The sequence below is a fragment of the Citrobacter sp. 172116965 genome (genome assembly GCF_013458095.1).
Classification (GTDB): Bacteria; Pseudomonadota; Gammaproteobacteria; order Enterobacterales; family Enterobacteriaceae; genus Citrobacter; species Citrobacter braakii.
Genome location: NZ_CP046673.1, coordinates 4,420,439 through 4,443,507, shown reverse-complemented (window position 1 = coordinate 4,443,507; position 23,069 = coordinate 4,420,439). Strand labels below are relative to the sequence as shown.

The 23,069-nt window shown below is 53.2% G+C and carries 21 protein-coding genes; 12 read left to right on the top strand and 9 right to left on the bottom strand.

What is annotated here, in order from left to right:
• Positions 1 to 63: 63 nt before the first annotated feature.
• Complete coding sequence (gene ygjG / locus GPJ68_RS21585) at positions 64 to 1,443, bottom strand: putrescine aminotransferase (protein ID WP_049259762.1); 1,380 nt, start codon at positions 1,441 to 1,443, stop codon at positions 64 to 66.
• A 430-nt stretch (positions 1,444 to 1,873) separates the two neighbouring features.
• Here ygjG and GPJ68_RS21580 point away from each other — a divergent pair, with 430 nt between their 5' ends.
• On the top strand, positions 1,874 to 3,394 hold the full coding sequence (locus GPJ68_RS21580; RefSeq protein WP_180836990.1) for a PAS domain-containing methyl-accepting chemotaxis protein: 1,521 nt from the start codon (positions 1,874 to 1,876) through the stop codon (positions 3,392 to 3,394).
• A 53-nt stretch (positions 3,395 to 3,447) separates the two neighbouring features.
• Here GPJ68_RS21580 and GPJ68_RS21575 read toward each other — a convergent pair whose 3' ends face one another.
• Positions 3,448 to 4,095 (bottom strand): PadR family transcriptional regulator, encoded by a 648-nt coding sequence (locus GPJ68_RS21575; RefSeq protein WP_170973919.1) that lies wholly within the window; start codon positions 4,093 to 4,095, stop codon positions 3,448 to 3,450.
• A gap of 235 nt (positions 4,096 to 4,330) precedes the next feature.
• Between GPJ68_RS21575 and GPJ68_RS21570 the strand changes: the two genes are divergently transcribed.
• Positions 4,331 to 5,104, top strand: a complete 774-nt coding sequence (locus GPJ68_RS21570; RefSeq protein ID WP_049040510.1) for a siderophore-interacting protein — start codon at positions 4,331 to 4,333, stop codon at positions 5,102 to 5,104.
• Here the strand turns inward: GPJ68_RS21570 and GPJ68_RS21565 are convergent, their stop codons facing one another.
• The gene (locus GPJ68_RS21565) at positions 5,105 to 5,953 is read right to left on the bottom strand and encodes an AraC family transcriptional regulator (protein ID WP_016154589.1); all 849 of its coding nucleotides are present in this window, start codon (positions 5,951 to 5,953) and stop codon (positions 5,105 to 5,107) included.
• Between the two features lie 67 nt (positions 5,954 to 6,020).
• Between GPJ68_RS21565 and cfa the strand changes: the two genes are divergently transcribed.
• Positions 6,021 to 7,175, top strand: a complete 1,155-nt coding sequence (gene cfa, locus GPJ68_RS21560) for a cyclopropane fatty acyl phospholipid synthase (protein WP_019077741.1) — start codon at positions 6,021 to 6,023, stop codon at positions 7,173 to 7,175.
• Between the two features lie 65 nt (positions 7,176 to 7,240).
• On the opposite strand, the gene GPJ68_RS21555 is transcribed toward cfa, so the two are convergent.
• Positions 7,241 to 8,899, bottom strand: coding sequence for a glycerone kinase (locus tag GPJ68_RS21555; protein WP_104651989.1), 1,659 nt, complete (start codon positions 8,897 to 8,899; stop codon positions 7,241 to 7,243).
• A 562-nt stretch (positions 8,900 to 9,461) separates the two neighbouring features.
• On the opposite strand from GPJ68_RS21555, the gene GPJ68_RS21550 reads away from it, so the two are divergent.
• Both GPJ68_RS21550 and dhaR read left to right on the top strand, forming a co-directional pair.
• Positions 9,462 to 10,559 (top strand): glycerol dehydrogenase, encoded by a 1,098-nt coding sequence (locus GPJ68_RS21550; protein WP_016154586.1) that lies wholly within the window; start codon positions 9,462 to 9,464, stop codon positions 10,557 to 10,559.
• Between the two features lie 92 nt (positions 10,560 to 10,651).
• Entirely contained in the window at positions 10,652 to 12,577 is a 1,926-nt protein-coding gene (gene dhaR, locus GPJ68_RS21545; RefSeq protein WP_016154585.1) for a dihydroxyacetone kinase operon transcriptional regulator DhaR, read from the top strand.
• On the opposite strand, the gene GPJ68_RS21540 is transcribed toward dhaR, so the two are convergent.
• Genes GPJ68_RS21540 through GPJ68_RS21525 form a run of 4 tightly spaced genes read right to left on the bottom strand, consistent with a single transcriptional unit; the run spans position 12,555 to position 15,070 of the window.
• On the bottom strand, positions 12,555 to 13,085 hold the full coding sequence (locus GPJ68_RS21540) for a cob(I)yrinic acid a,c-diamide adenosyltransferase (RefSeq protein ID WP_180836988.1): 531 nt from the start codon (positions 13,083 to 13,085) through the stop codon (positions 12,555 to 12,557). The two genes, dhaR and GPJ68_RS21540, sit on opposite strands and share 23 nt — an antisense overlap.
• On the bottom strand, positions 13,086 to 13,439 hold the full coding sequence (locus GPJ68_RS21535) for a glycerol dehydratase reactivase beta/small subunit family protein (protein WP_049040240.1): 354 nt from the start codon (positions 13,437 to 13,439) through the stop codon (positions 13,086 to 13,088).
• A 16-nt stretch (positions 13,440 to 13,455) separates the two neighbouring features.
• Entirely contained in the window at positions 13,456 to 14,619 is a 1,164-nt protein-coding gene (gene dhaT / locus GPJ68_RS21530) for a 1,3-propanediol dehydrogenase (RefSeq protein WP_180836986.1), read from the bottom strand.
• Positions 14,620 to 14,641: 22 nt separating this feature from the next.
• Entirely contained in the window at positions 14,642 to 15,070 is a 429-nt protein-coding gene (locus tag GPJ68_RS21525) for a heme-binding protein (RefSeq protein ID WP_104651990.1), read from the bottom strand.
• Positions 15,071 to 15,461: 391 nt separating this feature from the next.
• Between GPJ68_RS21525 and GPJ68_RS21520 the strand changes: the two genes are divergently transcribed.
• The 7 genes from GPJ68_RS21520 to GPJ68_RS21490 all read left to right on the top strand — a co-directional run bounded on the left by GPJ68_RS21520 (position 15,462) and on the right by GPJ68_RS21490 (position 22,863).
• Positions 15,462 to 17,129, top strand: a complete 1,668-nt coding sequence (locus GPJ68_RS21520; RefSeq protein WP_016154580.1) for a propanediol/glycerol family dehydratase large subunit — start codon at positions 15,462 to 15,464, stop codon at positions 17,127 to 17,129.
• An 11-nt stretch (positions 17,130 to 17,140) separates the two neighbouring features.
• Entirely contained in the window at positions 17,141 to 17,725 is a 585-nt protein-coding gene (locus tag GPJ68_RS21515) for a propanediol/glycerol family dehydratase medium subunit (protein WP_016154579.1), read from the top strand.
• 2 nt (positions 17,726 to 17,727) lie between these two features.
• Positions 17,728 to 18,156, top strand: coding sequence for a diol dehydratase small subunit (locus GPJ68_RS21510; RefSeq protein WP_053389289.1), 429 nt, complete (start codon positions 17,728 to 17,730; stop codon positions 18,154 to 18,156).
• 10 nt (positions 18,157 to 18,166) lie between these two features.
• Positions 18,167 to 19,978, top strand: a complete 1,812-nt coding sequence (locus GPJ68_RS21505; RefSeq protein ID WP_104651991.1) for a diol dehydratase reactivase subunit alpha — start codon at positions 18,167 to 18,169, stop codon at positions 19,976 to 19,978.
• Positions 19,979 to 20,091: 113 nt separating this feature from the next.
• Complete coding sequence (locus GPJ68_RS21500; RefSeq protein ID WP_071524484.1) at positions 20,092 to 20,415, top strand: DUF1889 family protein; 324 nt, start codon at positions 20,092 to 20,094, stop codon at positions 20,413 to 20,415.
• 512 nt (positions 20,416 to 20,927) lie between these two features.
• Positions 20,928 to 22,244, top strand: a complete 1,317-nt coding sequence (locus tag GPJ68_RS21495; RefSeq protein ID WP_126287406.1) for a site-specific integrase — start codon at positions 20,928 to 20,930, stop codon at positions 22,242 to 22,244.
• Positions 22,245 to 22,248: 4 nt separating this feature from the next.
• A complete protein-coding gene (locus GPJ68_RS21490) occupies positions 22,249 to 22,863 on the top strand; it encodes a Fic family protein (RefSeq protein WP_000049639.1) in 615 nt (204 codons plus the stop codon).
• On the opposite strand, the gene GPJ68_RS21485 is transcribed toward GPJ68_RS21490, so the two are convergent.
• Positions 22,860 to 23,015 carry a hypothetical protein gene (locus GPJ68_RS21485; RefSeq protein ID WP_001225594.1) on the bottom strand — a complete coding sequence of 52 codons (156 nt, stop codon included), beginning with the start codon at positions 23,013 to 23,015 and terminating at the stop codon, positions 22,860 to 22,862. The two genes, GPJ68_RS21490 and GPJ68_RS21485, sit on opposite strands and share 4 nt — an antisense overlap.
• Positions 23,016 to 23,069: the final 54 nt, after the last annotated feature.

The window sequence follows — 23,069 nt, the reverse complement described above, 5'->3', positions numbered from 1 at the left end:
CGCTTTTATCCGACCTACATTTGATCCCGTAAGCCTGAGATGCGCAGCGCCATCCGACATGTATTACACCTGCTCCACGCTCACCCGTAATGCTGCCAGGGCTTTGCGCGTCGATCGCAATACCAGATCGCATTGCTCGATCGTTAACGTTAACGGCGGTTCGATACGGATCGTCTTTGCATTGTTGAGCGTGCCGGCAACCAGTACCCGCTGGCGGAACATCTCACTGGCAAAGTTGTAGCCGATTTCATTATCGACAAACTCAATTGCCATCAGCATGCCTTTACCGCGTACATCATGCACCAGGTCTGGGTACTCCCGCGCAAGCTGGCGGAAACCATCCAGCAACATATCGCCTTTCTGCTCCGCCTGAGCCGGTAAATTTTGCTCCAGCAGGACGTTAATGGTGGCTAACGCAGCCGCACAAGCGAGCGGGTTGCCGCCAAACGTGGTGGTATGCAAGAAGGGATTGTCGAACAGAACGGAAAACACCTCTTCAGTGGCAATAGTTGCGCCAATTGGCATCACGCCGCCGCCCAGCGCTTTGGCCAGACACATAATGTCGGGCTGCACGTTTTCGTGCTCGCAGGCGAACATTTTGCCGGTACGACCCATGCCGGTCTGCACTTCATCAAGGATCATCAGCGCGCCAAACTCATCGCAAAGTTTACGCACGGCGGGCAAATACCCTTGCGGTGGCAGGATCACGCCCCCTTCACCCTGGATAGGTTCGAGGATCACGGCTGCAACGTCGTCACCAGTCTTTTTACACTCGCTGAGCATGGTGCGCATCGCGTTAATATCGCCAAACGGCACATGGCGGAAACCCGGCAGCAGCGGCATAAACGGTTTGCGGAAGGTTGATTTAGCCGTAGCGGATAGTGCTCCCAATGATTTGCCGTGGAATGCGCCGCTGGTGGCAATGAACGTAAATTTACCGCGCGGCGATTGATACGCTTTCGCCAGCTTCAGAGCGGCTTCAACCGACTCGGTCCCGCTGTTACAGAAAAAACTGTATTTCAGTTTACCTGGCGCCAGCGCGGCGAGGGTTTTTGCCAGCATGGCCCGCAGAGGGTCAAGTAGCTCCTGGCTGTGCAGAGGTTGTTTCGCGAGTTGATTCTGTACGGCGGAAACCACGACTGGATTACGGTGCCCCACGTTGAAAATTCCAAATCCACCCAGGCAATCGACGAACTCCTGCCCCTGGGTGTCGACAAGCGTATTCAGGCTTCCCGCTTGCCACTCTACGGCTCCGTAATCCCCGCCTGCAGTTACAGATTTTCGATACTCTAAGAACCCCGGATTGACATGCTCCTTGAAGTATTCAATCACCTCTCGGTTTAATGATTTCATTTCCTCATGATCAAGCGTGCGCTTTTCGATGAGATTCAGTGCGTGTGCGCTGCAGGCCAGGGCCGATGCGCTGGAAGGTAACCTGTTCAAAATATGCTCCCGGAGCTCGCGTATCACATGATACTGATTTAAGTATTGCAGTGATTGCGCCATTCCGGCGCGCTTAGCAAAAATCGGGATAAACACCAGGAAACATCTCATTCACGCAACATTTAATGCTGATGTTTAACATTTACTGGCATTTTGCCCAGGTTAAGACCGCGAAAACAGATCGGAAAAGCACTTTTCTGCGCTAAAAGTGAGCAATATTTGCACTGTGACGGTGCGTTGGTAGAAGTGTAGTTGAATAGTTACTGGATGAAAGTATTTTAAATCAATGGATTAGAATGCGTACAGATTTTGAGGTTTAATCGCAAATTGCGATCTAAATCAAATTTAACAACTAAAGATAAAAAAATTATCGCCGAAATAACATAAGCCGAAAGAGTTAACAACCAGATAACCTGCACAGGACGCAATCATGTCTTCTCATCCCTACGTTAGTCAGCAAAATACACCGCTGGATGATGATATCACCCTCATGTCGACCACCGATTTACAAAGCTATATCACCCACGCGAACGATACTTTTGTCCAGGTCAGTGGCTATCAACTGAATGAATTGCTCGATAAGCCGCACAATCTGGTTCGTCATCCGGATATGCCAAAAGCGGCGTTTGCGGATATGTGGTACACCCTGAAACAGGGCGAGCCATGGAGCGGGATCGTGAAAAACCGGCGTAAGAATGGCGATCACTACTGGGTAAGGGCCAATGCGGTGCCGATGGTGCGGGAAGGTCGTGTCACCGGATATATGTCGATTCGTACCCGGGCCACTGACGAGGAGATTGCGGCGGTAGAGCCTTTATATAAAGCGCTGAATGAAGGGCGTTGCAACCGACGTATCCATAGAGGACTGGTGGTACGCAAAGGCTGGCTGGGTAAACTCCCGGCGCTGCCGATTCGCTGGCGAGTGCGCAGCGTAATGGCAATTATGTTTATCGTACTGGCGGCCGCATTGCAGCAAATGGGCGCCGAATGGCCGTTACTGCTGATAAGCGCGCTGGTGATGATGTTGGGAACGGCTATTTTCGAATGGCAGATTGTGCGTCCTATTGAGAATGTCGCTCGTCAGGCGCTAAAAGTGGCGACCGGTGAACGAAACAGCGTGTCGCATCTTAACCGCAGTGATGAACTGGGCCTGATGCTGCGAGCGGTTGGGCAACTGGGGCTAATGTGCCGTTGGCTCATCCATGATGTCTCCAGTCAGGTGAGCTGTGTGCGCAGCGACAGCGAAACGCTGGCGAAAGGCAGCGATGATTTAAACAAGCATACGCAGCAGACCGTAGAGAACGTGCAGGAAACGGTGACCACTATGAATCAGATGGCGGCATCGGTGAAGCAAAACTCAGAGACCGCCGCCGCGGCCGACAAGCTCTCCATTGCAGCCAGCAGCGCGGCGACGCACGGCGGCGAGGCGATGGATACCGTCATCAAAACTATGGATGATATCGCCAACAGCACCCAGCGGATCGGCACCATTACCACGCTGATTAACGATATTGCTTTCCAGACTAATATTCTGGCCCTGAACGCCGCTGTTGAAGCCGCACGGGCGGGTGAGCAGGGGAAAGGGTTCGCCGTGGTGGCGGGAGAAGTGCGTCATCTTGCCAGCCGCAGCGCCAGTGCAGCCAATGATATCCGCAAGCTGATTGATGCCAGCGCCGATAAGGTGCAGTCCGGATCTGACCAGGTTCACGCCGCAGGGCGCACGATGGATGATATTGTGGCGCAGGTGCAAAACGTGACGCAGTTGATCGCCCAAATCAGTCACTCAACGCTGGAACAGTCAGATGGTCTTTCGAGCCTGACTCGCGCAGTGAATGAATTAAGCAATATTACGCAGAAAAACGCCGAGCTGGTTGAAGAGAGCGCCCAGATTTCCGCGATGGTGAAACATCGCGCTGGTCGTCTGGAAGATGCGGTTACGGTGCTGCATTAATATTAACGATAAAGGCGGAACGCAGGGTGAACGCGTTCCGCCTGCTCTGTAGATTAATCCAGTTGAGTAATATCCAGCGCAGCGCGATCGATAATACCGATGATTTTTTTGATCTGCGCATCGCTGGTATCACCATGATTGACCCGTAGGTCCAACACGGCTTTGAAGTTCTCCAGCGCGCGTTTCATCTGCGGGTTCTTGCGTAATTCAAAACCCACGCAGCGGGCTTTAATACGTTCGTGGATATGTTCCAGATGCTCACGGTTTTCATCCAGCCACTGCTGGCCCTGGGTTGTGATCGCAATCTGTTTACGCCCGCCTTCCTCGTCGCTGATGGTGATCAGCTCTTGATCCTGCAAGAAATCCAGCGTCGGATAGACGACGCCCGGGCTCGGGGTATAGTTGCCCTGAGTCAGGGTTTCAATCGCTTTAATCAGCTCATAGCCGTGGCTGGCGTCGCGGGTCAGGATATCCAGAATGACCAGGCGTAATTCTCCGTGACCGAAGAAGCGCTGGCGACGACCGCCGCCGCGACCGTGGCGGTGTCCACAACCCTGTTCGTGGTGATGTTCTTCACCTTTGCAGCAACCTGCATGGTGTTCGTTGTGGCGGCCTTCGTGGTGATGACCTTCACCCTTGCAGCAGCCTTCGTGTTGGTGCTCTGTATGCTTGCAGCAACCTTCATGATGGTTTTGCATCATCGTCTCCTGATGTATTTTAGATATATCTAATTTATATCTAAATATTGTTTTGGTGCAAGGCTATAAAATATTTTTTGTTTAACTTGATGATTTTTATCTTTTTTAAAGGCGTGCGTTAGTCAGTTAATCAGAAGTCGACTATATCAAAAAAGTGCTTGCAATCTTGCTGATTAGCAATCATTATCATTTAAAAATTAATTTAGATATATCGTATTATCTTTCCGAAGGCGAAAAAATGACAAAAAACACCTCACGCTACCCGCAGCGCGTTCGCAATGAACTGCGTTTTCGGGAACTTACTGTCCTGCGCGTCGAACGTATTAGCGCGGGCTTTCAGCGCATTGTACTGGGCGGTGACGCTCTGGATGGTTTTAGCTCACACGGCTTTGATGACCATACCAAGGTCTTTTTCCCTGAACCGGGCAGCCACTTTGTGCCGCCGGTTGTCACCGATGAAGGTATTGTCTGGGCTGACGGCGTGCGTCCGATATCCCGTGATTACACGCCGTTGTATGACGAAGCACGCCATGAGCTGGCACTGGATTTCTATATTCATGACGGTGGCGTGGCAAGTACGTGGGCGATGAATGCCCGCGAGGGTGACAAGCTGACGGTAGGCGGACCGCGCGGTTCTTTGGTGGTGCCAGAGGACTATGCGTATCAGGTTTACGTGTGTGATGAATCGGGAATGCCTGCGCTGCGCCGACGCCTGGAGTCGCTCAGCCGTTTAGCGGTACGTCCGAACGTCACGGCGCTGGTAAGCGTGCAGGATGCCGCGTACCAGGACTATTTTGCCCATCTCGACGGATTTACTATTCAGTGGTTTATCGGCCATGACGAACAGGCGGTGAATGAACACTTATCGCAGCTAAGCGTACCTGCAGATGATTATTACATCTGGATTACCGGCGAAGGTAAGGTGGTCAAAAACCTGAGTGCTCGCTTTGAAACCGAGGCGTTCGATCAGCAACTTGTTCGCGCAGCGGCTTACTGGCATCAGCGTCGTTAATCAGTAATTAGATGGCGGCACGCCAAACGCCTGGCGGAATGCGTAGCTAAATGCCGCGGTGCTTGAATACCCTACGTCGAGCGCCACGGCGGTCACGCTTTTATTTTTCTTCAGCATTAATACGGATTCCAGAATACGCATTTTTTGCTTCCAGACGCTGAAAGGCAATCCGGTTTCTTTTTTGAAATGGCGTGAAAAGGTACGGGCAGACATACCCAGATGCTGCGCCCAGTATTCAACCGAATGCTCCAGCGCCGGGGATTCTTGTATTGTTCGACAAACTTTAGTTAATTCGCGATCCTGCGGCCAGGGTAATACAAAAGCGACTTCCGGAAGCTGCAGAATAATGTCGACCAGGACGCTAACCAGCTTGCCCTCTTTTGACTGGCTATCATAATGGCCCGAAATTAAATTCGTGGCGTAATGAATAAACTCTCTGGCGAAATCACTGATAGCCACCACTTTACATTCATTGATGCTCTCTTCAAGAAAGCTCGGTTTAATATCCAGATTCTCTAAATGCACATCATCCAATGCCCAAACCGCATGCTCCGTATGATTTGGGATCCAGATGCCATAATGCGCCGGGATTATCCAGCACTTGCCGGCAACATCAATACGCATACTGCCTTTGCGGGCGAAATGAAACTGCATAAAAGAGTGTGAATGCTGTGGAACATGATGATTGGCTTCCAGGACATAAGAGCGAAAGTAAACATCCTGCGGCAGTTCCGTCATGGAGTTATCCGGGAAGGAGTTCCACTGTTTTTGCACGAGAGTTTCCATAAATAGATCGTCAATGCTCCCGATGGTGTGTCCGCTGCTCGATAGATCTTGTCCGCGGATCATAATACATACACTCTTTTTTCCATAATAATCTTGCGTAAGAATTTTTAGCCCACCTTTGGTAAATACCATGAACTCGCTTTGTTCAGATGCTGTCATCGTCAATGAAACAAATGATAACTGGACCCGAATGGGAAAAGAGCTGCTTTCGCAAGCGGATATCAGGATTAATGGCTCCCGTGCCTGGGACATTCAACTTCATCATGCCGGTTTCTTTAAACGGGTACTGCAACAAGGCTCGTTAGGGCTTGGCGAAAGCTATATGGAAGGCTGGTGGGACTGCGAGCGGCTCGATATTCTGTTCTGCAAAATCCTGAAAGCAAAACTTGACCAGCAGATGCCGGGTAACCTGAAAGATATTTTACGTATTGCCAGCGCACGCCTGTTTAATTTGCAGTCGCGGAGCCGCGCGTGGATTGTTGGCAAAGAACATTATGATATTGGTAACGATCTCTTTGCACTGATGCTTGATCCGCATATGCAATATTCCTGCGCTTACTGGAAAGACGCAACCACACTAGACGATGCGCAAAATGCCAAATTAAAAATGATCTGTGAGAAGCTACAACTGAAACCGGGCATGCGTTTACTCGATATTGGTTGTGGCTGGGGTGGGCTGGCGGAATATGCGGCGCGTCATTATGGCGTGGCGGTAGAAGGCGTCACCATTTCTAAAGAGCAGCAAAAAATGGCGCAGCAGCGCTGTGAAGGACTGGACGTTAAGATTCTGCTGCAGGATTATCGCGACCTCGATAAACACTACGATCGCATTGTCTCGGTGGGGATGTTTGAACATGTCGGGCCAAAAAACTACGACACCTATTTCAGCATCGCCGACCGTTGTTTAAAACCGGACGGACTGTTCCTGCTACATACCATTGGTAGCAATAAAAAAGGGATGAGCGTCGATCCGTGGATCAATAAATACATTTTCCCGAACGGCTGCTTACCGGCGATCTCCCATATTGCCGAAGCCAGCGAATCACGGTTTGTGATGGAAGACTGGCATAACTTTGGCAGCGATTACGATAAAACGCTGATGGCGTGGCACGAGCGCTTTAATCAAGCGTGGCCGGAGCTGTCATCACGTTATTCCGCCACCTTCAGAAGAATGTTTAACTACTATTTATGCGCCTGCGCCGGGGCTTTCCGCGCCAGAGATATTGAACTTTGGCAGGTGCTGTTTAGTCGCGGCGTAGAGGGCGGGATCCGCGTGTATCGTTAACGTTCTGCCTGATAAGCGAAGCGCCATCAGGCAGTAAATACCTGAGAAGCGCTCCTTGTTACATCTTAGCCCAGCTCACTCTCCGCCAGCGCTTTAAACACCATCGCTACGGCGTGCGCGCCGGGGTCCATATTTCCGAGCAGGCTTTCGCTGCTCAGATACGATGCGCGACCCGCATTGGCTTTGCTCGACAAACAGGTTCGTTCGGCTCCCGTTTGCGCGGCGTCGAATGCGGCCTGCAGATTTTTCGGCTGTGTGAGCAGCGAGGTCAGGGCCGGTTGCAGCGCATCAATCATTGTGCGATCGCCTTCGTCTGCGCCGCCGTAGAACTTCATCTGCGCCAGCCCCGTATTTAGCGCTTCGACAACGTTAGCGCCCTGTTCCAGTTTCTGCCCGGCGGCGGTAAAGAAGATTGACATCAGCACACCGCTGGAACCGCCCATCACCACGGTCAGACGTTCGCCAATCAGCGCGAACAGCGTGGCAAGGTTATCCAGCGGCAGCTGCTGGCGATGCAGCAGGCTGGCAATTTCACGTGCGCCGGCGGCAAAGGTCGAACCGGTATCGCCATCGCCGACTTTGGCGTCCAGCGCATTCAGATGAGTCTCCAGATCGGAAAGGGTTGCGGTGACCAGCTCCACAATCCCGGCCACCAGGGCGTTTGCCGAAGGCTGGAATTCCACGCGGGCGCTACGCTGAGATGACGCTACGCAGGTGATTTCACGCGGTGGGACCGGCGTCGGCCAGTTGCTGGTTTCCACTTCGGTGAGCAGTGCTTTTTCGATGCTCTCTTCCAGCACGATGGCCGTCAGTGAGAAGCCTTTCATATCCAGCGCAGTGACCAGCGAGGCCGGGCCAATTAGCCAGTCGATACGCGAGTGCAGCGGGCTGCTGGCGAGTTCGCGGGTGATGATGGCCATTTCGGCCACGGAAACGCCGCCAAGGTTATTAATCATCACCGCCAGACGACCGGTTTCAGGCAGGGCGGCCAGCAGTTTATCCACCATCAGGTTCACCACTTGCGCACTGTTTTGGGTGTCGATAACCGATGCGCCTGGTTCACCGTGAATGCCCATACCCAGCTCCGCATGACCCGGATGATGACGAGGGGCTGCGTCGGTTTCTTGCGGCAAATGACAGCTGGAAAGGGCTACGCCCAGACTAAAGGTGTTGCTGGCTGCGTATTGCGCTTCACGCAGGACGGTGGCGAGGTTATAGCCGCGTTCGGCAAAATAGCCTGCGATTTTATGCACCAGGATAGTTCCTGCAATGCCACGTGGGTGTTTGTTATCCGGCAGGGAGATGTCGTCGCCGACAATCAGCATTTCAACGTTATAGCCAAGGCGACGCGCCTTCTCGGCGGCGAGACCGAAATTAAGACGGTCACCGGTGTAGTTTTTCACAATCAACAAACAGCCAGCCTCACCGGTCACCGCCTGAATCGCGGTCAGTACTGCATCCACGCTCGGGGAGGCGAAAACATCGCCGCAGACCGCAGCGGTTAGCATGCCTTTACCGATAAACCCAACGTGCGCGGGTTCGTGTCCCGAACCGCCGCCGGAAATGACCGCTACGTTATTTTTATTAAGGTCACGACGGACCACGATGCGAATGGCCGGATCGCTTTCCAGACGCGCCAGGTTATTCCATGGGCTGGCGATAATCGCCCCGTCGATGACGTCGCTCACAAGATGGGTGCGTTGGTTAAAAAAGAATTGAGACATAACGGCTCCTCGAGGTTGAGTGAAAGACAAACCCCCGAATGTAGGATCATGGTGCGGAGGCAATGAAGAGATTCTGGCGAAGTCAGCGTGGAAAAAAACAACGCTAAAATGAGTTTCATTACGGAACGTTGATGCTGTTTTTTGTTCCGAAATGAAACTTAAAAAAGCGGGGAATGATCATAATGCGAGCTCGCTCGACTTTTTTCTCCTGCGATCAGCGCCGCTCATACGGCGCAGCCAGCCTTTTTTTTGCCGGTTTTAATACAACTGCATGAGTAAAAGAGGAACTGAGCTTCGTGTTTGCCGGAGATTTGGGGGTAAATGTACGGATCGGGATCGCAAACCTTATCATTTTTGTGGATAAGCGTTCCAGAATGGAACGTACGTCGTTTTTATCTGTTTCATATCAGAACAAAATGACGAAAGATTTTTTTGTTCACGCCTCGCCATACAGTTATTGCATCGCTCCGGTACCTCCTGTTTTTGCCGACAGCAACAGGCCAAACAGGTTAACGCCAGGGCTCACCATGTAAAAACATGTACTTATTTGAGGATGAAAGGAATGCTAAAAGTTATTCAATCTCCAGCCAAATATCTCCAGGGCCCTGACGCTTCCACCTTATTTGGTCAATACGCTAAAAATCTGGCGGACAGCTTTTTCGTGATTGCGGATGACTTCGTGATGAAGCTGGCGGGAGAGAAGGTACTCAATGGCCTGCACAGCCACGACATTAGCTGCCACGCGGAACGCTTCAACGGTGAATGCAGCCATATTGAAATTAATCGCCTGATTGCCATTCTGAAACAGCATGGTTGCCGCGGCGTGGTTGGGATTGGCGGCGGGAAAACGCTGGATACCGCCAAAGCGATTGGTTACTACCAGAAGCTACCGGTGGTGGTGATCCCGACTATCGCCTCTACCGATGCGCCAACCAGCGCGCTGTCGGTCATCTATACCGAAGCCGGTGAGTTTGAAGAGTATCTGATCTACCCGAAAAACCCGGATATGGTGGTGATGGACACCGCAATCATTGCCAAAGCGCCGGTACGCCTGCTGGTGGCCGGGATGGGCGATGCGCTCTCAACCTGGTTTGAAGCGAAAGCCTGTTATGACGCCAGAGCGACCAGCATGGCGGGCGGACAGTCCACCGTAGCGGCGCTGAGCCTGGCGCGCCTGTGCTATGATACCCTGCTGGCGGAAGGCGAAAAGGCACGCTTTGCCGCGCAGGCTGGCGTGGTGACTGATGCGCTGGAGCGTATTGTCGAAGCGAACACTTACCTCAGCGGCATCGGCTTTGAAAGCAGCGGTCTTGCAGGGGCGCATGCTATCCACAACGGTTTTACGATTCTGGAAGAGTGTCACCATTTGTACCACGGTGAAAAAGTCGCCTTTGGTACGCTGGCGCAGCTGGTGCTGCAAAACAGCCCGATGGAAGAGATCGAAACCGTGCTGAATTTCTGTCAGAAAGTAGGCCTGCCGGTAACGTTAGCGGAAATGGGCGTGAAAGACGACATTGACGGCAAGATCATGGCCGTGGCCAAAGCGACCTGCGCAGAAGGTGAAACCATCCACAATATGCCGTTCCCGGTGACGCCTGAGAGCGTACATGCCGCGATACTGACGGCAGACCTGCTGGGACAGCAGTGGCTGGCGCGTTAATCAGTCGTCGGTAAGTTTTTATCCGGCATCTTCTTCCCCCTCTGACAGTCTCTGCCGGAGGGGTTGTCTATGGTAAAACAGCGGAAAGGGATATGACGACGCACACTCAGGACATTGGGAAGGAAGTCTCTTCGGTCATTGCCCAGTCATGGCATCGTTGCAGCAAGTTTATGCAGCGGGAAACCTGGCAGGCGCCGCATCAGGCGCAGGGCCTGACCTTTGAGTCGATCTGTCGTCGCAAAACGGCGCTGCTGACGATTGCTCAGGCCGCGCTGGAAGATGCCTGGGAGTTTATGGACGGCCGTCCGTGCGCGCTGTTAATTCTGGATGAATCGGCCTGTATTCTCAGCCGTTGCGGCGATCCGCAGACGGTGGAGCAACTGGCGGAGCTCGGTTTTCGCGACGGCAGCTACTGTGCAGAAAGCATTATTGGCAGTTGCGCGTTGTCGCTGGCGACGATGCCGGGGCAGCCGACAAAAACCTCTGGCGATCAACACTTTAAACAGGCGTTGCATCCGTGGTCGTTCTGCTCTACGCCAGTATTCGATAACCATGGTCGACTGTTTGGCTCCATCTCGCTGTGCTGTCTGGTAGAGCATGAGTGCGTTTCTGATTTATCCCTGACGCTGGCGATTGCCAGAGAAGTCGGCAACTCATTGCTGACTGACAGCCTGCTGGCTGAATCCAACCGCCATCTGAACCAGATGTACGGGCTGCTGGAGAGTATGGATGATGGCGTGATGGCCTGGAACGAACAGGGCGTATTGCAGTTCCTCAATGCGCGCGCGGCGCTGCTTTTGCATCTCGACGCGCAGGCCAGCCAGGGGAAGAATATTAACGACCTGCTCAATCTCCCCATGCTGCTGCGTCGGGCGATCAAACATGCCCGCGGCCTGAATCATGTCGAAGTCACCTTTGAAAGCCAGCACCAGTTTGTTGATGCCGTCATCACCCTGAAACCGATTGTTGAAGAGCAGGGCAACAGCTTTATCCTGCTGCTGCATCCGGTGGAGCAAATGCGTCAGCTGATGACCAGCCAGCTCGGCAAGGTGAGCCATACCTTTGAGCAGATGTCGACAGACGATCCAGAAACCCGACGCTTGATCCATTTCGGTCGTCAGGCGGCGAGGGGAAGTTTCCCGATCCTGCTGTGCGGGGAAGAGGGCGTCGGTAAAGAGCTACTGAGTCAGGCCATTCACAATGAAAGCGAACGCGCCAGCGGGCCGTATATCGCCGTGAACTGCCAGCTGTATGCCAACAGCGTACTGGGGCAGGATTTTATGGGCAGTGCGCCCACTGATGATGAAAACGGGCGGCTGAGCCGTCTTGAACTGGCGAACGGCGGCACGCTGTTTCTGGAAAAAATTGAATATCTGGCGCCGGAGTTACAATCCGCGCTGCTGCAGGTGATCAAGCAGGGCGTTTTAACCCGCCTGGATGCCCGGCGGCTGATTCCGGTGGATGTCAAAGTGATCGCCACCACCACGGTTGATCTCGCTAATCTGGTGGAGCAAAACCGCTTTAGCCGTCAGTTGTATTACGCGCTGCACTCTTTTGAGATCGTTATCCCGCCGCTGCGGGCGCGGCGTAACAGTATTCCATCGCTGATTTATACGCGGTTGAATAGCCTGAAAAAACGCTTTTCATCCAGCCTGAAGATCGACGACGACGCATTGGCACAACTGGTGGCCTATTCGTGGCCGGGTAATGATTTTGAGCTGAACAGCATTATTGAAAACATCGCCATCAGCAGCGATAACGGCCATATTCGGCTGAGCAATCTGCCGGATTATCTGTTTGCCGAGCGTCCTGGTCTGGAGACGGCATCTTCACTGCTGCCCGCCAGCCTGACCTTTACCGCCATCGAGAAAGAGGCGATTATCCATGCCGCCCGCGTGACCAGTGGGCGTGTTCAGGAGATGTCGCAACTGCTGAATATTGGTCGCACCACCTTGTGGCGTAAGATGAAGCAGTACGACATTGATGCCAGCCAGTTTAAGCGCAAACATCTGGAGTAGTTTCTTCGATTCTGGCCATCGAGAACAGCGCATCCGACAGCCGGTTGATATAGCGCCTGGCCTCATCGCGTAACGTCAGCGTTCTGCCCATCGCGATGAGGATCCGCTCCAGCCGAGGCGTCAGGGTGCGCGCAACGTGCAACTGTGCCGATGCCAGATTTTTCCCCGGAATAACAAACTCTTTGAGCGGGCCGCTTTGTGCCATATTGCGGTCAATAAGCTGCTCCAGCGCCTGAATATCCTCTTTGCCAATACGCTGTTTTAAGCGTGTGAGTCCTTTCTGATCGCTGGCGAGTTCCGCCCCCAGTACGAACAGCATCTTCTGCATAGCGTGCAGTTCCTGGCGTAGCTCAGCCTGGCGCGTGCTGGCATAGCAGACGCCAAGCTGGGAAATCAGTTCATCCACCGTGCCGTAGGCCTCAACGCGGATGTCGTCTTTATCGATACGGCTGCCGCCAAACAGCGCGGTCGTGCCGTTATCACCGGTTCGGGTATAGATGCGGTACATTTATTTTATCTCGCTGAAGGGAAGAACTTTAACCAGTTGACCGGCATTGGCGCCGAGCGTGCGGATCTGTGCTGTCCCGGCGCGGGTATGCCCGCAGACCAGCGCCCGATCCTCGGGCAACTGGGCATGGGTTAAGGCAATATCACCGGTGGCGTTGAGACCGAGACCCACGCGCAGCGTCGAACTTTTGGCCGCCAGTTTGCCGAGCGCCAGCGCGCAGTCATGATCGTCGCAACAGATTGCCCGGCAGGGAACGCCTTGCTCTTCCAGCCCCCAACACAGCTCATCAAGCACGCGAGTACCCTGCCAGCGTGAGTGATAAAACAGATGTACACCCGGTGATGAAAGTGACATTGCGCCCCCTGCGTTATCAGAATGCCTGACGGAAGATCTCGGCAATTTCTTTCTCGTTCCCTTTGCGCGGGTTGGAGAAGGCGTTGCCGTCCTTCAGCGCCATTTCCGCCATATACGGGAAATCGGCTTCTTTGACGCCCAGATCGCGCAGATGCTGCGGAATACCGATGTCGGCGGAGAGGCGGGCAATAGCATGAATGGCCAGCTCGGCGGCATCCATGGTGGAGAGTCCGTCAGTGTTTTCGCCCATAAACTCTGCGATGTCGGCAAATTTTTCCGGGTTAGCGATCAGGTTATAGCGTGCCACGTGCGGCAGCAGTACGGCATTCGCCACGCCGTGCGGCATGTCGTAAAGACCGCCAAGCTGATGCGCCATCGCGTGAACGTAGCCGAGGTTGGCGTTGTTGAAGGCCATACCCGCCAGCAGGGAGGCGTAGGCCATGTTCTCGCGAGCTTTCAGGTTGCTGCCCAGCGCCACGGCCTGACGCAAGTTACGGGAGATCAGGCGGATCGCCTGGATAGCGGCAGCGTCGGTGACCGGGTTGGCATCTTTGGAAATGTAGGCTTCCACGGCGTGGGTCAGGGCGTCCATCCCGGTGGCCGCAGTCAGTGGGGCTGGCTTGCCGAGCATCAGCAGCGGATCGTTAATGGAGACCGACGGCAGGTTGCGCCAGCTGACAATCACAAACTTCACTTTGGTTTTGGTATTGGTCAGCACGCAGTGGCGGGTGACTTCGCTGGCGGTCCCGGCGGTGGTATTCACCGCAACGATCGGCGGCAGCGGGTTGGTCAGGGTTTCAATCCCGGCATAGCTGTAGAGATCCCCTTCGTGAGTCGCGGCGAAACCGATGCCTTTACCGCAGTCATGCGGGCTACCGCCGCCAACGGTAACGATGATGTCGCAATGCTCTTTCCGAAAGACCTCCAGGCCGTCGCGCACGTTGGTGTCTTTGGGGTTTGGCTCAACGCCGTCAAAAACCACGACGTCAATACCGGCTTCACGCAGATGTGTGAGGGTTTTATCTACCGCGCCGTCTTTAATCGCCCGCAGACCTTTATCAGTGACCAGCAGCGCTTTTTTACCGCCCAACAGTTTACAGCGTTCGCCGACCACGGAAATAGCATTGGGGCCAAAGAAGTTCACATTTGGCACCAGGTAATCAAACATACGATAGCTCATAATATACCTTCTTAGATTTAAATTATAATTCAGAGAAACAATTCAATGCGGTTTCTGCTAATAATCTGTCTTGTTCGACGGTACCGCCACTTACGCCAACGGCACCGATTACTTTGCCGTTTAATATGACAGGTAAACCGCCGCCAAAAATAACAATTCGTTGTTGATTGGTGAGCTGCAAGCCATATAGAGAGGCACCTGGTTGTACCGCATCGGTAATTTCATGGGTACCCTGTCGCAGGCAGAAGGCGGTATAAGCTTTATTAAGAGAGATATCACAGCTGGTGACAAACGCGTCGTCCATACGTTGCATTAGCAGCGTGTTCCCGCCGTGATCCACCACGGAAAACACCACCGCAACGTTGATTTCAAGCGCTTTAGCCTCGACGGCCTGCGCCATTTTCTTTGCAGCCGCCAGCGTAATGGTGGCGATTTGTTGGCTCTTATTCACAGTCTCTCCTGAAAAGGTTGTAGGGCTGAGGTCACGAAAATATCGCGCAACAGCTATTTTTATCATTGGCTTTATCTTATTTTCTCGCCCCGCGTTATTAAGTCAATAGGGTGGGAATTTCAAAAATATTACGTTCAGTTTCCTGTTGTGGCGTTTATTGATAATGATCATTTAACCTCGTCACAATTCACGGCGAATATTCCTGAGCCGCGTTTCAATATGAAACGATGGTTTTTTATTACGTACCAAATTGGAACGAAATTAATTTTATTTTTTTATTGTCCTGCTCATTTAGAGTTCGGCTATTGCTGATGAAAGGCGAATGCCGGGTGTTGTGTCCCCGGCAATACGGCCCGGCGTCCCTATTTTTTATCTTTTGAGTCCATAAACTATGAGAAGATCAAAACGATTCGAAGTGCTTGCCCAGCGGCCTGTAAATCAGGATGGGCTAATTGGCGAATGGCCTGAAGAGGGGCTGATCGCAATGGAAAGCCCTTACGATCCGGCTTCGTCGGTGAAGGTGGAAAATGGTCGTATTGTTGAGCTGGACGGCAAGAGCCGCGCCGAGTTCGACATGATTGACCGGTTCATTGCCGATTACGCGATTAACGTGCCCGAGGCCGAGCGCGCCATGCAGCTCGACGCGCTGGAGATCGCCAGAATGCTGGTGGATATCCACGTCAGTCGGGAAGAGATCATTGCCATTACGACTGCCATCACCCCGGCGAAAGCGGTGGAGGTGATGGCGCAAATGAACGTGGTGGAGATGATGATGGCGCTGCAAAAAATGCGCGCCAGACGCACCCCCTCCAATCAGTGCCACGTGACCAACCTGAAAGATAACCCGGTACAGATTGCTGCCGACGCTGCTGAAGCGGGGATCCGTGGTTTTTCCGAACAGGAAACAACGGTCGGGATCGCCCGCTATGCGCCGTTTAACGCCCTGGCGCTGCTGGTGGGGTCCCAATGCGGTCGCCCCGGCGTGCTGACGCAATGCTCCGTTGAAGAGGCCACGGAACTGGAACTGGGAATGCGCGGGCTAACCAGCTACGCCGAAACGGTGTCGGTATATGGCACGGAGTCGGTGTTTACCGATGGCGATGATACGCCGTGGTCAAAAGCGTTTCTTGCCTCGGCTTATGCTTCTCGTGGCCTGAAGATGCGCTACACCTCCGGCACCGGCTCGGAAGCGCTGATGGGCTATTCCGAAAGTAAATCGATGCTTTATCTGGAGTCGCGTTGCATTTTTATCACCAAAGGCGCGGGCGTACAGGGGTTACAAAACGGCGCGGTCAGCTGTATCGGCATGACCGGCGCTGTGCCGTCGGGGATTCGCGCGGTGCTGGCGGAAAACCTGATTGCCTCGATGCTCGACCTTGAAGTGGCCTCCGCCAATGACCAGACCTTTTCCCACTCCGATATTCGTCGTACTGCCCGCACCCTGATGCAGATGCTGCCGGGCACCGACTTTATCTTCTCCGGCTATAGCGCGGTACCGAACTACGACAACATGTTTGCCGGGTCGAACTTCGACGCTGAAGACTTCGATGATTACAACATTCTGCAACGCGATCTGATGGTTGATGGAGGCCTGCGTCCGGTCACGGAAGAGGAGACAATCGCCATCCGCAATAAGGCCGCGCGCGCCATTCAGGCGGTGTTCCGCGAACTGGGCCTGCCGCTGATTAGCGATGAAGAGGTGGAAGCCGCCACTTACGCTCACGGCAGCAAAGATATGCCCGCGCGCAATGTGGTGGAAGATTTGGCTGCCGTGGAAGAGATGATGAAACGCAATATCACCGGGCTGGATATCGTCGGCGCGTTGAGTTCCAGCGGCTTCGAAGACATCGCCAGCAATATCCTTAACATGCTGAGGCAGCGTGTTACTGGTGATTACCTGCAAACGTCGGCCATTCTGGATCGTCAGTTCGACGTCGTCAGCGCCGTTAATGACATCAACGATTATCAGGGACCCGGCACCGGCTATCGCATCTCTGCCGAACGTTGGGCGGAAATTAAAAATATTGCGGGCGTGGTTCAGCCCGGCTCGATCGAATAAGGCGGTACACAGTGGAATGCACAACTGAACGTAAGCCGGTTTTCACCTTGCAGGTGAGCGAAGGCGAGGCGGCTAAAGCGGACGAACGCGTGGATGAAGTCGTGATAGGCGTCGGCCCGGCCTTTGATAAGTATCAGCACAAAACACTGATTGATATGCCGCACAAAGCGATTTTGAAAGAACTGGTTGCCGGCATTGAAGAAGAGGGCCTGCATGCTCGGGTGGTGAGGATTCTGCGCACTTCTGATGTTTCATTTATGGCATGGGATGCGGCAAATCTCAGCGGTTCTGGCATCGGGATTGGTATCCAGTCGAAAGGAACCACGGTGATTCATCAGCGCGATCTGCTGCCTCTGAGCAACCTTGAGCTGTTCTCTCAGGCTCCGCTGCTGACGCTGGAAACCTATCGCCAGATTGGTAAAAACGCCGCGCGCTATGCACGTAAAGAGTCGCCTTCGCCAGTGCCAGTGGTTAATGACCAGATGGTACGCCCCAAATTTATGGCCAAGGCCGCGCTGTTTCATATCAAAGAGACCAAACACGTGGTGCAGGATGCTGCGCCTGTCACGCTGCATATTGCACTCGTAAGGGAATGACCATGAACGACAACATCATGACCGCGCAGGATTATCCATTAGCGACTCGCTGCCCGGAGAAAATCCAGACTCCTACCGGCAAACCGCTAACCGAGATTACCCTTGAGAATGTGCTGGCGGGTCGCGTAGGTCCGCAGGATGTGCGTATTTCTCAGCAAACGCTGGAGTACCAGGCGCAGATTGCCGAACAGATGCAGCGTCACGCCGTGGCGCGTAATTTCCGTCGTGCGGCGGAGCTTATAGCAATCCCGGATGCCCGTATTCTTGAAATTTATAACGCGCTGCGGCCGTTTCGTTCTTCATTCGCCGAGCTTCAGGCCATTGCCGATGAACTAGAACATACCTGGCATGCCACGGTGAACGCCGAGTTTGTCCGCGAGTCGGCAGAGGTGTATCAGCAGAGAAACAAGCTGCGTAAAGGCAGCCAGTGACGGAGGTTGTATGCCGTTAATTGCAGGGATTGATATCGGCAACGCCACCACCGAAGTGGCGTTGGCGCAGCATGGCCGGTTTATCGCCAGCGGGATTGTCGCTACGACCGGTATGAAAGGCACACGGGACAATATTGCCGGGGTGGTGGCCTCCCTGCAACAGGCCCTGAATAACACCCCGTGGTCGCTTCAGGATGTGGCGAAAATCTGCATCAACGAGGCGGCACCGGTGATTGGCGATGTGGCGATGGAAACCATCACTGAAACCATCATTACCGAATCAACAATGATTGGGCATAACCCGCAAACGCCCGGCGGCGTTGGCGTGGGAATGGGAACCACCATCGCCGTGGAGAAGCTGGCGGCGTTGAGCGAAGATCGGTTTGCCCAGGGCTGGATCCCGCTGGTCGGTGAGGAGAGGGATTTCCTCGAGGCGGTTTGGTATATCAATGAGGCGCTGGATCGCGGCGTCAACGTGGTAGCGGCGATCCTCAAAAAAGATGATGGCGTGCTGGTGAACAATCGCCTGCGTCGAACAATGCCGGTGGTAGATGAAGTCACCCTGCTGGAGAAGGTGCCGGAAGGTGTGCTGGCGGCGGTGGAAGTGGCAGCCCCAGGACAGGTGGTGCGTGTGCTGTCGAATCCTTACGGCATCGCGACCTTTTTTACCCTGACGCCCGAGGAAACGCAAACCATCGTCCCCATCGCCAGGGCGCTAATTGGCAACCGTTCCGCCGTGGTGCTGAAAACCCCGCAGGGTGATGTGCGCTCAAGGGTGATCCCGGCGGGTAAGATCTTTATCCGCGGCGAAAAGCGCGGCGGTGAAGCCGACGTAGCGCAAGGCGCACAGGCCATTATGCAGGCGATGAGCACCTGTGCGCCCGTGTGCGATATTCGTGGTGAAGCAGGTACGCATGCAGGCGGCATGCTGGAGCGGGTGCGTAAAGTGATGGCCTCGCTGACCGGTCACGACATGCACGCGGTGTATATTCAGGATCTGTTGGCGGTGGATACGTTTATTCCCCGCAAGGTGCAGGGCGGTATTGCCGGGGAGTGTTCAATGGAGAACGCCGTAGGCATTGCGGCGATGGTGAAATCCGATCGCTTACAGATGCAGGCCATCGCCAGTGAGCTGAGCGTCCGGTTAAACATCCCGGTTGAAGTCGGCGGCGTGGAGGCCAACATGGCTGTCGCCGGTGCGTTAACAACGCCCGGATGTGCTGCACCGCTGGCGATCCTCGATTTAGGCGCAGGCTCCACCGATGCCGCCATTATCAATAGCGATGGCGTTGTGAAAGCGGTCCATCTGGCTGGCGCGGGGAATATGGTCAGCCTGTTGATTCAAACCGAGCTGGGCTTAAGCGATCCGTATCTGGCGGAGGAAATTAAAAAATACCCGCTGGCAAAAGTGGAGAGCCTGTTCAGCATTCGCCACGAAAACGGCGCGGTGGAGTTTTTTCGCGAACCGCTCAGTCCGTCAGTGTTTGCCAAAGTCGTTTATCTGAAAAACGGCGAGCTGATCCCAGTAGATAACCAGACCTCGCTGGAAAAAATTCGGTTGGTGCGCCGACAGGCCAAAGAGAAGGTTTTTGTGACCAACTGCCTGCGCGCTTTACGCCAGGTATCACCCGGGGGCTCTATTCGTGATATGACTTTTGTGGTGCTGGTGGGCGGCTCCTCGCTGGATTTCGAAATCCCGCAGATGATCACCGACGCGCTGGCGCATTACGGCGTGGTTGCCGGACAGGGCAACATCCGTGGTACCGAAGGGCCGCGTAATGCGGTAGCGACCGGGCTGGTTTTGGCCGGGATAGCGAATTAATCGTGCAGAAAACAGCCGCCGCAAGCGTTTAGCTGCGGGGTAAATCAAATAAAGGTGATGTTCTCTTTGATATCCCGGCGGAGTTGGGTACATAGTATAAATGTGTCTCTCACGTGGTTAATTTTAAGGATAAGAGCATGCCAACAGCAATTGAGAAAGCATTGGATTTTATTGGTGGTATGAACACTTCGGCGTCAGTACCCCATTCAATGGATGAAAGTACCGCTAAGGGAATCTTAAAGTATTTGCATGACTTAGGTGTGCCAGCAAGTCCAGAAGCTGTGATGGCACGGGGTGAGCAGGAGGGATGGAATCCCGAGTTCACGAAAAAAGTGGCCGGATGGGCAGAAAAAGTGGCCTCCGGTAACCGCATCCTTATCAAGAACCCAGAGTATTTTTCAACTTATATGCAGGAGCAGCTCAAAGAGCTAGTTTGAGCTGACTATCGAATCAAACTCTAACGGACGTTTCCATCTCTGGATGGCGACGTCCAGAGGGGGGACAGTGACCAGCTTGTTGCTGGACAGAGGCATCCCGTAATATATCTTCAGGCCCCGCCTGCCGTATTCTTCCCGGCTCTTATTTCACATTTTGGTGCGAACAGATATTGATTTGTTCCAGCAGGAATCCTTTTGGCTCGCGCCAACAGCTACGGAAGAACCCCCAAAAAAAAGGACCTGCGATTTCTCGCAAGTCCTTGAATCTTGGTGGCCCCTGCTGGACTTGAACCAGCGACCAAGCGATTATGAGTCATAAAATTGGTATGTTTTTAATTGTTCGTCATTGTCTCTATTTGTATTTTTAATTATCTATAATCAATCAGTTATGAAGTTATTTTTGTTTCTGATTGGTTCTCTCATTTCCCCATTGTACTATCCTTACCTGACCCATTACCTGACCCAAAATGGGCATTGGGTCAGGTAACGCTTATCCTCAGAAAGGTAACCTCATGGCCGCTAATCTTACCGAGACTGCTATACGTGGATTGAAGACAAAAAGTACGTCGTACTACGTGTGGAGCAACAGTGCTCAACGTGGCACCGGCAGGCTTGGCGTTAAGGTTCAGCCTTCAGGCAGCAAAGTTTTTTATTTCCGTTATTACGTTGAGAAAGGGAAGAAAGAGAAGTTCATCCAGTTGGGCATCTGGCCTGAGATGAAGCTGGTGACGGCCAATGAGTTGGCGAAAAAGTATGGAGCCTGGCTTGTTGAAGGAAAAGAGCCCCAACAAGAGCTTGAGCAACAACGCCTGGCCGAAGAGCACCTTATGCAGATCCATCGCTCTCAAGGATCGTTTGATGAGCTGGTGCATGGCTACGTTAACAAGATGAAGCTCGACAATAAGCGGACCTGGGCTGATGTCCTGAAGCGTCTTGAAAAAGAGTGCTACACGGTTATCCCTCGAGAAACCAAAGCGAAAGATGTAACACCTCTGCAGATCAAAACCATCCTCTCAGGCATTATCCAGCGTGATGCGGTGGTGCATGCTAACCGGATTCGCTCGTATCTGATGGCAGCATTTAACTACGGCTTAAAAGCCGATAACGATCCGATGAATACCAGTGTGGGTATTACGTTCGGTCTTGAAGTAAATCCGGTATCGGCCATACCGAAACAGTCTTCGGCGGAAAAAGTGGGTGATACATGGTTAACGCTGGAAGAGCTACGTTTTGTCATGGAGCAGTTCGCTCAGGCAACTAACGTTGGGCCACTGATGCAGCACCTAATCCGCTTCTGTGTTTATGCTGGCGGGCAGCGTCCGTTTGAAATGATTGCCAGCCAGTGGAGCGCGATTGACTGGCAGCAAAAGACGCTCCTGGTAATTGCCGATGTATCGAAAAACAAACGGGAGCACCTGATCCCGCTGACTGAATCGGCATTAAGTGAATTAGCCTCAGTGAAAGAACTGACTAAGGAAAGTAACAGCCCCTATATCTTCCCGCTCTCGACCAACGGCGAACGACCGGTGCGTACCGATAGTCTGGCGCGTTCCATCATGTATTTCCGGGCTTTTAATCCTGAGTTTAAAGTTTTCACGGCGCGAGATTTACGCCGTACCTGTAAAACGCTGATGGGGGAGGCGGGGATCAGCAAAGAGATCCGTGACCGTATTCAAAATCACGCTTTGAACGACGTTAGCTCGAAACACTATGATCGTTATGATTACCTGCCTGAAAAGCGTAGGGCGCTTGAGATCTGGGAAGACCGGGTTAATAACTATCAGCGGCAGCATGAAAACAACGTTGTGAACCTGTTTGGGCGGAGGTAAGGGCTTGTCAAAATATGAGCTTAATTCAGCAGAAGAGCGATATCAGCCAGGCTCAAACGACCTAGTGCTTGCCAATAAGCTGGGGATCATTGATGAGCAGGAAATGGAGGCGCTGGAGTCTGGCTTGCTGCTGATGTTGTATGAGCAGCTATTTATTGAGGGCCAGCCGCCTGAGGCGCTGGCTTTTGAGCACGTCAGCAGGTGGCATCGCCAGTGGCTAGGGAATGTGTACGATTGGGCAGGGAGGCTACGTAACGCTAACCTGACTAAGGACGGCTTTCAGTTTGCGGCTGCCGACAGGATTCCGCTGCTGCTTGATGGTTTCGAGAAGCAGTTTCTTTCTCGGTCTGGTGAACTGAAATCCCTGGCTCGTCCGGAGCTGGTTCGTTATCTGGCTGAATGTCATGTGGAATTTATTTTGATCCACCCATTCAGAGAAGGTAACGGGCGTCTGTCGAGATTGCTTTGCGATGTGTTGTCGGTACTGGCGGGGAAGGGCTTATTGGACTACAGCCTGTGGGATGAGCACAAGGTGTTTTACTTCAAGGCAATACAGGCAGGTGTCTCAGGGAACTACAGCCCTATGATGCAGCTGATGAGCGATATCTTGCCAGACTAGCGGGCGAGGCCAACGGCTTTCGCCTGTGCCTGATTTTGTTTCAGTTGCTGCTCAATTTTTGGGATAGAAACACCCGTTTCGATTGCAGTTGAACTGGCAACGGCACGGAGGATTTTTGCTTTAGTTACTTGAGATGATGTATGTTTTCTCATGAAAAATTTCCTGATGGCTGCTGCTAGTATTGTAGGTGTTTGACGATAGTTTGG

Bases quoted from the DNA above. Each gene is read 5' to 3' on its own strand.
- GPJ68_RS21505 (WP_104651991.1), top strand. From the start codon at position 18,167: ATGCCGTTAATTGCAGGGATTGATATCGGCAACGCCACCACCGAAGTG.
- GPJ68_RS21580 (WP_180836990.1), top strand. From the start codon at position 1,874: ATGTCTTCTCATCCCTACGTTAGTCAGCAAAATACACCGCTGGATGAT.
- GPJ68_RS21535 (WP_049040240.1), bottom strand. From the start codon at position 13,439: ATGTCACTTTCATCACCGGGTGTACATCTGTTTTATCACTCACGCTGG.
- GPJ68_RS21550 (WP_016154586.1), top strand. From the start codon at position 9,462: ATGCTAAAAGTTATTCAATCTCCAGCCAAATATCTCCAGGGCCCTGAC.
- dhaT (WP_180836986.1), bottom strand. From the start codon at position 14,619: ATGAGCTATCGTATGTTTGATTACCTGGTGCCAAATGTGAACTTCTTT.
- dhaR (WP_016154585.1), top strand. From the start codon at position 10,652: ATGACGACGCACACTCAGGACATTGGGAAGGAAGTCTCTTCGGTCATT.
- GPJ68_RS21575 (WP_170973919.1), bottom strand. From the start codon at position 4,095: ATGATGCAAAACCATCATGAAGGTTGCTGCAAGCATACAGAGCACCAA.
- GPJ68_RS21570 (WP_049040510.1), top strand. From the start codon at position 4,331: ATGACAAAAAACACCTCACGCTACCCGCAGCGCGTTCGCAATGAACTG.
- GPJ68_RS21495 (WP_126287406.1), top strand. From the start codon at position 20,928: ATGGCCGCTAATCTTACCGAGACTGCTATACGTGGATTGAAGACAAAA.
- GPJ68_RS21485 (WP_001225594.1), bottom strand. From the start codon at position 23,015: ATGAGAAAACATACATCATCTCAAGTAACTAAAGCAAAAATCCTCCGT.
- cfa (WP_019077741.1), top strand. From the start codon at position 6,021: ATGAACTCGCTTTGTTCAGATGCTGTCATCGTCAATGAAACAAATGAT.
- GPJ68_RS21540 (WP_180836988.1), bottom strand. From the start codon at position 13,085: ATGTACCGCATCTATACCCGAACCGGTGATAACGGCACGACCGCGCTG.
- GPJ68_RS21555 (WP_104651989.1), bottom strand. From the start codon at position 8,899: ATGTCTCAATTCTTTTTTAACCAACGCACCCATCTTGTGAGCGACGTC.
- GPJ68_RS21510 (WP_053389289.1), top strand. From the start codon at position 17,728: ATGAACGACAACATCATGACCGCGCAGGATTATCCATTAGCGACTCGC.
- GPJ68_RS21520 (WP_016154580.1), top strand. From the start codon at position 15,462: ATGAGAAGATCAAAACGATTCGAAGTGCTTGCCCAGCGGCCTGTAAAT.
- GPJ68_RS21565 (WP_016154589.1), bottom strand. From the start codon at position 5,953: ATGATCCGCGGACAAGATCTATCGAGCAGCGGACACACCATCGGGAGC.